Origin of the sequence: Clostridium sp. UBA2485, from assembly GCF_002341865.1 — a bacterium.
Classification (GTDB): Bacteria; Bacillota; Clostridia; order Clostridiales; family Clostridiaceae; genus Clostridium_J.
In genome coordinates this window covers 1-9,488 of the sequence record NZ_DDOV01000124.1, presented here as the reverse complement: position 1 = coordinate 9,488, position 9,488 = coordinate 1, and the positions used below count along the sequence as shown (strand labels likewise).

Annotated in this window: 13 protein-coding genes; 2 read left to right on the top strand and 11 right to left on the bottom strand. The window is 27.3% G+C overall.

Features of this window, described 5'->3' with window-relative positions:
- The first annotated feature begins 193 nt into the window (after positions 1-193).
- Complete coding sequence (locus tag B3603_RS22960; protein ID WP_291569167.1) at positions 194-523, top strand: hypothetical protein; 330 nt, start codon at positions 194-196, stop codon at positions 521-523.
- A 43-nt stretch (positions 524-566) separates the two neighbouring features.
- Here B3603_RS22960 and B3603_RS22955 read toward each other — a convergent pair whose 3' ends face one another.
- From B3603_RS22955 to B3603_RS22935, 5 genes are all read right to left on the bottom strand, one after another.
- Positions 567-848 (bottom strand): hypothetical protein, encoded by a 282-nt coding sequence (locus tag B3603_RS22955; RefSeq protein WP_291569166.1) that lies wholly within the window; start codon positions 846-848, stop codon positions 567-569.
- A 2-nt stretch (positions 849-850) separates the two neighbouring features.
- A complete protein-coding gene (locus B3603_RS22950; RefSeq protein ID WP_291569165.1) occupies positions 851-1,099 on the bottom strand; it encodes a hypothetical protein in 249 nt (82 codons plus the stop codon).
- Between the two features lie 194 nt (positions 1,100-1,293).
- Positions 1,294-1,908 carry a histidine phosphatase family protein gene (locus B3603_RS22945; RefSeq protein WP_291569164.1) on the bottom strand — a complete coding sequence of 205 codons (615 nt, stop codon included), beginning with the start codon at positions 1,906-1,908 and terminating at the stop codon, positions 1,294-1,296.
- Between the two features lie 155 nt (positions 1,909-2,063).
- Positions 2,064-2,705 carry an HD domain-containing protein gene (locus B3603_RS22940; protein ID WP_291569163.1) on the bottom strand — a complete coding sequence of 214 codons (642 nt, stop codon included), beginning with the start codon at positions 2,703-2,705 and terminating at the stop codon, positions 2,064-2,066.
- Positions 2,706-3,034: 329 nt separating this feature from the next.
- Positions 3,035-3,388, bottom strand: coding sequence for a DUF6483 family protein (locus tag B3603_RS22935; RefSeq protein WP_291569162.1), 354 nt, complete (start codon positions 3,386-3,388; stop codon positions 3,035-3,037).
- A 220-nt stretch (positions 3,389-3,608) separates the two neighbouring features.
- Between B3603_RS22935 and B3603_RS22930 the strand changes: the two genes are divergently transcribed.
- Positions 3,609-4,577, top strand: a complete 969-nt coding sequence (locus B3603_RS22930) for a phosphotransferase (protein WP_291569161.1) — start codon at positions 3,609-3,611, stop codon at positions 4,575-4,577.
- A gap of 119 nt (positions 4,578-4,696) precedes the next feature.
- Here the strand turns inward: B3603_RS22930 and B3603_RS22925 are convergent, their stop codons facing one another.
- The 6 genes from B3603_RS22925 to B3603_RS22900 form a co-directional block, all read right to left on the bottom strand.
- Positions 4,697-5,254 carry a YdcF family protein gene (locus tag B3603_RS22925; protein ID WP_291569160.1) on the bottom strand — a complete coding sequence of 186 codons (558 nt, stop codon included), beginning with the start codon at positions 5,252-5,254 and terminating at the stop codon, positions 4,697-4,699.
- Between the two features lie 52 nt (positions 5,255-5,306).
- The gene (locus B3603_RS22920; protein WP_291569159.1) at positions 5,307-5,999 is read right to left on the bottom strand and encodes a hypothetical protein; all 693 of its coding nucleotides are present in this window, start codon (positions 5,997-5,999) and stop codon (positions 5,307-5,309) included.
- Positions 6,000-6,129: 130 nt separating this feature from the next.
- Entirely contained in the window at positions 6,130-6,282 is a 153-nt protein-coding gene (locus tag B3603_RS22915; RefSeq protein WP_291569158.1) for a hypothetical protein, read from the bottom strand.
- 112 nt (positions 6,283-6,394) lie between these two features.
- Positions 6,395-6,919: a GNAT family N-acetyltransferase gene (locus B3603_RS22910; RefSeq protein WP_291569157.1), complete on the bottom strand. Its 525-nt coding sequence runs from the start codon at positions 6,917-6,919 to the stop codon at positions 6,395-6,397.
- 466 nt (positions 6,920-7,385) lie between these two features.
- Entirely contained in the window at positions 7,386-8,093 is a 708-nt protein-coding gene (locus B3603_RS22905) for a hypothetical protein (protein ID WP_291569156.1), read from the bottom strand.
- 416 nt (positions 8,094-8,509) lie between these two features.
- Positions 8,510-9,163 (bottom strand): pentapeptide repeat-containing protein, encoded by a 654-nt coding sequence (locus B3603_RS22900; protein ID WP_291569155.1) that lies wholly within the window; start codon positions 9,161-9,163, stop codon positions 8,510-8,512.
- Between the last annotated feature and the right edge of the window lie 325 nt (positions 9,164-9,488).

Here is a 9,488-nt window from a genome sequence, read left to right as displayed (position 1 = left end):
TACTATCATGAATTAATTATAACATATTTTGTAAATACCGTATTATTCAATTTTCAAAGAACACTTTTTATTAATTACTTCGTCATTTAATCATTTTAAGCATAACCAAATTTAGTCATATTTTTTACCAGCTACTACTGTGTATATTTAAATATCTATATAGCCAAAATAAACTTGAAAGGTGGTTATTCTAATGAAAAAATTTATTGCTATGATTTTAATTTCGCTATCATTATCATTTAGTATTTTTACTCAATTTGCATACCCCGTAAATATCTTTAATGAAGGCGTTTATAAAGCAGCTGATTTTAATTTTTCAAAAGATAATAAATATATTGTTCAAAATGTATCTAATGAAAATAGTGTTTATTTACAAGTTTTCGATGAAAAACAAATTTTGATACAATCGATACGATTATCTCCTAAATCTGACAAGTATAATTTAATTCCTCTATTGCCTGATTATAGAATTGTAATAGTTGGTAATGGTAATATATTTATTTCTTCTGAAAAGACACTCTAATAGTGTCTTTTATTAATCAATTTACACATTAAAATAATTCAATTTATAATAAATCCGTATCTATTAATATTAAATATGGTTCTTTAGATGTCGACATCTCTTCAAACTCTTTTTCAATTTGTTCTGTATCAACTTCTCCTTTTAAGCACGTTATACTTGTTTCGACTGCTATTTCTTTCGTTATTTCTTTTGGGTCTTTATTTTCTTGACTTTCATCTATATCACCAACATTGCTAATATAAAACTGTCTGGCATCTAATTCATTTTCAGCTCCTATTAACGCGTAATAATCAAAAACTTTTGTGTTAAATTCAAAATATTTCATTTTTACTCCTCCTTAAATTTCTCTTTAATCTCTCTAAGCTTATTTATCTTTTCTTCATACTGCTCCGTCTCTTCCTTGATCTTCTTATCAATAGCAGCATTAATACAAACTAAAAACTTTTTACTTGGTAATTTTCCTTCTTCTATCATCTTAAATGCATAGTGTAATCCCTGTTTTGTGTATCCAGTTAAGTTTTCAATTTCTACACCTTTTAATCCAATCTCTTTTTTAAAGTCAGAATAGCTTTTCATGTCTGCCACCCTCTTTTACTTTTTCAGTTTATTTTGTAATTTCTCTTTACTTTTTTATTTATTTTAGTCAAATATTTATGTCGCACTTTAATCAAATTGCGAAATAAAAATACCGCTTATTCTTTTTGAATAATACGGTATCTTAAGAGGTTATTTGATTTTGTAATTATTATGCCTAATATGATATTGGTCAATTAAATTAAATCATATAAATGCCCAGTGTCATTAATACATTTCACAATGGCTTTATTGCTTACAACATCGTATTTTACAATGCTTATACTACAATTATCAATATTCATATTAAATCTTTTATATTGTTCTAGCCCTAAAAAGTAACTTAAAAGTATAGCAATAGTTCCCCCGGAATTGACTATTGCTATATCTTTATAGCTTTTTTCTATTATTTCATCTATAACTTTCAGTGTCCTTTTACATACATCCTCACCACACTCCCCATCAGGATAAGGTAAATCTTCTAAATGCTTATGCCATTGTTTTGCATAATGTTCATTATTTATATATCGTTCTTCAATGGTAAGTGTATCCCATTGGCCCATATCTATTTCTCTAAGTTCTTCTTTAACAATAATCTCTTTACTAATATACTTGTTTATAATTTCAGATGTTTCCATTACTCTTTTTAAATCGCTTGAATACATAATATCTATACTATAATTCTTTAATCTTTTTCCAAGCAATTCGGCTTGTCTTCTTCCAAAGTCATTTAAATCCTTATCTGCAGCGGATTGATATCTTCCATCTCTATTTATGTTCGTTTGTCCATGTCTCAAAAAATAAATATTCATTCTTCCCTCTCTAATAAACAATATTTACAGATCCTCATAAGTATTATATTCTTTTTGTTGCCTTAAAATAAATAAATTATTTAATTATATAATATGCTGCGCTTTATAAGAATATTTCAAATTGAATTATTATCTTCTTGGTAGAGAAATTACCTTTATAATTCAAAGGTATTCTCTATAACTCCGGGTAATATACTATATATAGATTTCCCTATTTTTTCATCAAAATAATTTTTTAGCTCCATGAAAGCCTTCCATTTTGGAACTATATGTTCACTTATCCCATGTCGTAATGCAAAATCTACAAGCCTTTTTTCTATAAGTGTAAAACCATTATGTAAACCTAATGCGTCACATAATTGTATTATTCTATCATAATCATCATATTCAACTGTATTTAAGAAATTTTCAACAAAATCATATCCATCATCTGTATGACTTTCTTTAACTTCAAAAATATCTGAGATATTTTTACTTGGACAAGAGTGTGTCACACAAATTTTAGCTAAAAGATTATATCCCCTTTCCATAGAATAATTATATCCCTCCATAATATGACCTATAGTAGTTTTTCCACTTGGCGTTGTTTTACCAATATCGTGAAGAAGCCCTAAGATATATGCCACATCAGGGTTTGAATCCTTACAATTAGCTGCTATCAATTTTGCACTTTCTGCAACATATTTACAATGTCCGATCCATGATCCTGGATTTATCTTTTCGGCCTCTTCCAATAATAACTTTGCTTCTTCTAAAGTTGGAACCCCTTGTACAATATGACTTTTCAATTTACTCATCCCCCTAATAATCAAATTGTTTGTCAGCATAATACAATTATGTGTTAATTTATATAAAAATTATAACATATTTTACACTTTATTGTATTATTTCCTCATATTTCTTAGGAACAATTTTTATCTTTTAATATTGTATTATTTAGTTTCAAAAGAGCTTAATTTTTAAGTGAACACTGTTCGCCCCTACACAAAATATATTTATTTTTTATAAAATACTTACTAAATTTAATATAGAATCTTTAAATTATAAAATAAAAATACCGTAAAATTCATTGCTGAACAATACGATATCTTAATAATTGCTATCTATTTGAGAATTGATTTTAATATCAATTTTCAATAAATTTTTCTATATCATTTAATCCTTGAAGCACTTCTTCCCTTGAGAAATTTCCTTTAATAAGTTCTTCATCACTTTTTGAAAGTAAAATATTATAAAAATATTTTCCGATGTTAACTAAATTGGTTGAAGGATTTTTATTCAATTCTTCAAATAGTATATTTTCTGCTTCATTATATTTACCTTCAAGAACAAGCTTCTTTAATAAAATTTGAAGTATCTCTTCTGAAGATAATGAATCTAAATTAATATTTTCATATTCTTCTTGTTCTTTATCTAAAAGTACCTTTGCAGCAAATTTTCCAAGGTTTTCTGCTAATCTTAATATATAATCATTATTCATTATTATCTCCCCTTTATTATTGGATTTATTATATGATCAATAGCTTATTGCACTATATTCCGCTATCTTCAACTACTTAGCGGTAATTATATCATATTTACATAATTATATTTATTACAGAGATACAATAAAATGAAAAATATGCTATACTCTTCACGTAAGTTGATATACAACTATCCTATATGGTATAAATATTGGTAAAGAAAATGAGGGTTAAATAATGATAGCTATAAATCCAATTATTAATAAAGATAAATTAAAAGATATAATCTCAAATTCATATAATATTTCTGAACCATTTGATTGTAAGTTTATTCGCAGAAGTTTTAATGACCATTATTTAATACAGACTAAAAATAGCAAATATATTTTAAGAGTGTACTTAGACAATAAGTATTACATTAACCATATAAATGATTTCAATTTTGAGTTAGAGTTACTTTCCTTTCTTGCTTCAAAAAATATACCTGTATCTTATCCGATTAGAAATAAAGATGGAGTGTTTTTAACTAAATTTTTATACAATAACGAAACAAGGTTTATAACACTGTTTTCATTTGCAGGAGGCTTTCAGATCAATCCCTCATTGGAGAGGAGTTTAGCGATAGGCTTTGGAGAAAATGTTGCAGATTTGCATAGAGTATCGAATGAATTTAAAAGTGAGCATGATAGATATAAAATAGACCTTAATTATCTTATAAATGAACCACTGGAAATATTACAACAGCATTGTAATAAACATAATCTAGGTAATCTTAATTTTTTTATGCCTTATGCAAATTATTTATATAGTCAATTACAACAATTACCTATTAACAGTGACGCATATGGTATTATCCATGGTGACTTAAACCCATCTAATATACATTTAGATGATAACAATAATATAACAATATTTGATTTTGACCACTGTGGATATGGCTGGAGAATACATGATTTGGCTGTTATAAAGCTTTGCTATAATAAAAATACATATGAAGCAATATTATATGGATATGCTTCTAAAAATAATTTATCCAAAACAGAAAAAGAATTGATTGAGTTATATGCTGAAACTTTAATTATAAGGAAATATAAGGATGTCTTGTGTATGTTAAAAATAAGCAATAATGATATAAATAACAATTTTAATGAAAGAGAATTTATTAGCACTTCTATTGATACATTACATAATATAATGAAAAAATAGTACGTCTTTTTTAATTATGAAATAAAAACATCGTAAAATATAAAATTAAATTTTACGATGTTTTAAATAATTCTTTAATTTTTATAGTTACCATTTTAAATATCAAAGTGCCAATTAACTTAAATCCACTTTGATATTTTGTCTTCAAAATAACTTCCTATTTTCACCACTTCATTCATGACAATGCTAATACTGTCTTCATTTAAAAACCAATTCTCCTTTGAAATTCCTCTCTTATCTATTACCGGTGCTATATAAAAATTAATATTTAATGGGAAAACTGATTGATAAGTTAGCAGCGCTCTCCTTGAATGATAGGCTTTGCACACTAAAATAACATTCTTTATTTGTATACTTAATTTCTGTAATAATTCCCATGAAAATTGAGCATTTTCAAATGTATTTTGCGCTTTATCTTCTTTTAAAATTGCCTTTTCAGGAACTCCTAATTGAATGCCTATTGTTTTTAAATAATCCCATTCTGACTCATAATTTGGTAATTTGTAATTAGCTCCTCCACTTGGTAATATGTATTGGGCAAATCCTCTATTATAAAGTTCTGCTGCTTTCTCCATAAGCTGAGATTGACTGGCTCCTGGAATCAAAATTACATCTGATTTTCCAACATCAGCCTCAACAAATATAAATTTACTTATACAATCAAATGGATGCTCCACTTACTTACACCTCCAATTGGTTCATAAAATCTTATTATTTTAACTTAACTAATTAATATAATTGCTGGACTTCTAAATAATATCTTTGAATAATGTTAAGAGAAAAATCACATAATTTCTTTCTAAAATTCCCTTCTAAAAGTTTTGTATTTTCTTTATTTAAATAAAAATTATATAAATCTTCAATTACTTCTAACTCTGATTTATTTGAAAAGAGCGTCTCACAAAAAAGAAAAATATCATTCTTCTTTATGCTTAACAATCCTTTACTAATACATATACATCTAATTGTTTCCCAAGCATTTTTTATTTGAGTTATAGTAGCATTTTTCATATCATAATCAGAAATTCTGTCTCCTAAATTCATAATAGATTTTTGTATTCTTTCCACACGAATAGTAAGAAAATACTGAGGTTTAATTTTAGTATAGAATTGTGTTATGTCTTCCCCATATATTACAACATGATGCTTAATGCTATCAAAAACATATAACCACAACTTTGGATATCCCTTTGGAATATTGCTTACACTCCATTCGTTTAATTCTCTTTGTCCACATTCTTTTACAGTATTAATGTCTTGCCATTGAATATCATAAACTAGTGGTTTTCTTGGATATTCTCTTTTAGGCAATTTACTTTGAATATTTTTTATCACTTCTTCTACATGCTTTTTAACTTGTAAATCTACATTTTTACGAGTGGTTGTAATAACGATGGCATCTGAAAGAAAATAACAAGTCAAAGATGCGAAGTATATTTTATATCATACAAGGAGATAGGTTTTCATGATAGTTGGGCTATCATGAAGTTCTATCGAGGAAGTAGGATGAAAAATAGGCAAGCATACTGACTAGTTATTTTCTTGAAGATGCCTAATCAATATCACTGGAATCCTCAATAAAGTCGCCTCTTACGACACTTCCATCAATAATTACACTAGCAATTTCATTCTGTATTGATGAACTTATTTTTTGTAATTCATATTGTAATAGCTGTATGTTTTCTAAAACTTTATTTAGTATCATAACACCATTTTTTCTCCTATTATATTGTTAACTGATAAATTAGTTAGCTTTATCTCAATAGTCAATTTCATCTAATAAGAATTTTAAGCCTATTGAGTTTCTGAATAGTTATTCAATTTTCCATAAAATCCATATTTATTCTGTTAAGATAAACATCTTCTCCATATTCATCAGTATATGCTTTTTCAAACCCTAGAGATTTCCAAAATCTTCGGTTATTCTCGTTGGATAAATTAAGTGCGAAATATTTAGCTCCCTCTCCAATGACCTGATCTTTTAAAAGATAAAAAAACTGCTTACCAAGGCCTTGGCTTCTATAATTGGAATCTATACAGTAATCAACTATGAAACACTTTCCGTCCTCGGAAATATAAGTTACATAAATACAAAATCCAACATATTTATTACTTTTTCTAAAAAATAGGATATTCAATTGATCCTGATTTCTACTGAAAAGATTCATTATATGATCTTTGTATTCCTTTGAGAAAAACCATTTTTTAGTCTCTTCATTCAGCGGATTTCCTAATGTGCAATTTGGAATTATATCTTCCTTCATATATTGATCTCTTTTTCCCCAAAAAAAATCAACTTCTTCCTTCAATTTAACCTGATATAAACTCAACTCTGGATTCATCTACTTCCTCCTAAAATTTATTGGAGGACTATTTTACGTGTTTCCCCCTAACACCTTTAAATTTATAACTATTTTTATTCACCATATAAGCCACTTCCTTTCAAAACTCTATTTATTAAACGCCTTACCGTAATAACTTAAGTTAATATCATTTATCATTACTTCATATTATTAAACAATTGTATGTTATATTTCTAAAATCATATCATGCACCACCAAATATATCAATTATTTCATAATAATGTAATATAGCCTTTTTAATGCCTCATTGTTTAATTTTCAAAGGATATTGTTCATAGTTCTAATTTTAATAGTTAGGTTGAAAAAATTTCAAATTATAACATAAAAACACCGTAAAATTCATTTTTGAATAATACGGTATTTTAAGAGATTATTCTTTTAATAATCATGATATTTAATAAGATGAAAGTCTACTAAATATAAGATTGAAATATTATATTGTATATCAAAATGCATTCCATAAGAATATGAAAATAAACACACAGCCCCATGCGTTATCGGTAAGTTCCTTTATCATAAGCATGCCATATATAATAATAAACACTGTAAGTCCTTCAATTATATTTTCTGCTGTAACACCTATCATTCCATGAATTAAAAGGCACATTATAGCACAAATAATTGCACCCCAATTCAGCCACTTTTTTTCACTTGGATACCTAATATTAATCTTTTCGCTGATCACTACATAATTAAATCCTTCAAAAAATCCCCACGCAATCGAAATTAATATCATACCAATTATATTTACAGGAAATGAACTTGCTAATACCTCTTTTGTCATATTCACACCTTGAAATGGTAAATACCTAGTTGCTTGCCCCGTTACAAATCCAAATATAATATTTGGTATGAACACAAATGTAGAAAGAATGATTGACTTTAATGCCCCTTTCCTCTTCAGCCCATATCTCAAAAAACTTTCCTTCCTCAAAATAGAAACTATTGTTATCCCAAGGCCTGCAATGCCAAATTGAATAAATGCTATAACCATTGTACGTAATATAATATTGATACTTTTGTTTTCTGCAAAGCTCATAATTTGATTTCCAAATATCATAAAACTTCCTAGAACTATAACTGTTACAATAATAATTATATATAGATCCATATCCGCTTTCTTTTGTTTTACTGTCAATTCTGTATTTACCATATTTCCCCCTCATATAGAAACATTGTTTTCGTTTATTCTTATCAACAAATTTAAGTTTCAGTAATATTGTAATATATTTGGTATATTATTATATTATTTTTGTGTACAATATAATATTCTTTAATTAATTTCTGCCATTATATGAAACTCTATATGTTTTATCCTTTAAAATATTGTAGGAACGAACATCATTGGCTAGTTTTTCTTCTCATATCTGGTATCATCAAATTAAGTGACCAAAATTATATGACATATACTTACATAAAGACGGTGAAAGGAAAAGCAGAATAGCTGAGTCAATGAAAGCAAATCTACCCTGCTTCTATATAAAGCAAATTTTATTTAGTACATTCAATTAGATGGATTAAAGGGTTTGCTCATATGCTGTATAGTTTCACAATAAAAATTATATCTCATTATTGCTCAACAATGATTCCCCAAAGACCAATTAAGTCAGACGCCTGAACCATGCTGATTTTAGCTCCTTTGAGTTCACTTGGGGGAGCAGATACCGTTGGAGCAATAAGCTCATTTTTTGTAAAATCAATACCTGCCAACATTGTCTTGAAGAAGTTGTTTTTAATAAAGCTCGAATTTTTTGCTTCAAACCTTTTCAATTTGGCTTCAGTTATAGATACCTCGGTGAAATCCGTGTCCTCAAAAGCAATGTCTGTCATTTTAGTTTTATCGAAATAGGAATACTGAAAATTTAATCCTTGTATAAATGTGTGCTTGAAAATAGTGTCGCTCATATTCACCCCTACACATTTACAGGCAACAAATTGACACCTTTCAAAATATGCGTCTGTAAAATTACTGTTTGATAGGTTACAGCTTTTGAATACGACATCAACAAAGCTTGCCCCTTCAAAACTGCAATCAAGGAAGGTACAGTTTTCGAAAATACTTTTATTGATTTCGCTTTTAGAAAAATCAATATGTTCAATATGTTCTTCGTAAATCTTTATCTGAATGATTGGTTTTTCCTCATATAAATATCGCTGTGCATATGATGAAAAATCGTCTACCTTTATCAGATCTGCTGGAATTTGTGGATTGATGATACTCATAGCTTTCTTTACTTCCTTTCAATAGAAATTATATGAATAATAGGTTTATCTTGAAAAAATGCTTCTCGTCAAAAACTCTTACTAAAAGATTTCTTTTGCCTTGGCATACAATGAAAATACATTGATCCATTATATAAATTAATGATACCGTAGGGGTGAACATTGTTCACCAATTTTTATTCACATATCTAATCTATATAGATTATAACATTATGATTATATGAATGTAATTTGTATAACAATATATTTTTAAATATTGATGCCAAGTTAATGTTTTCAAATATTAACCGTATATCCAATATCAATAATATGATTCGATTTAAAT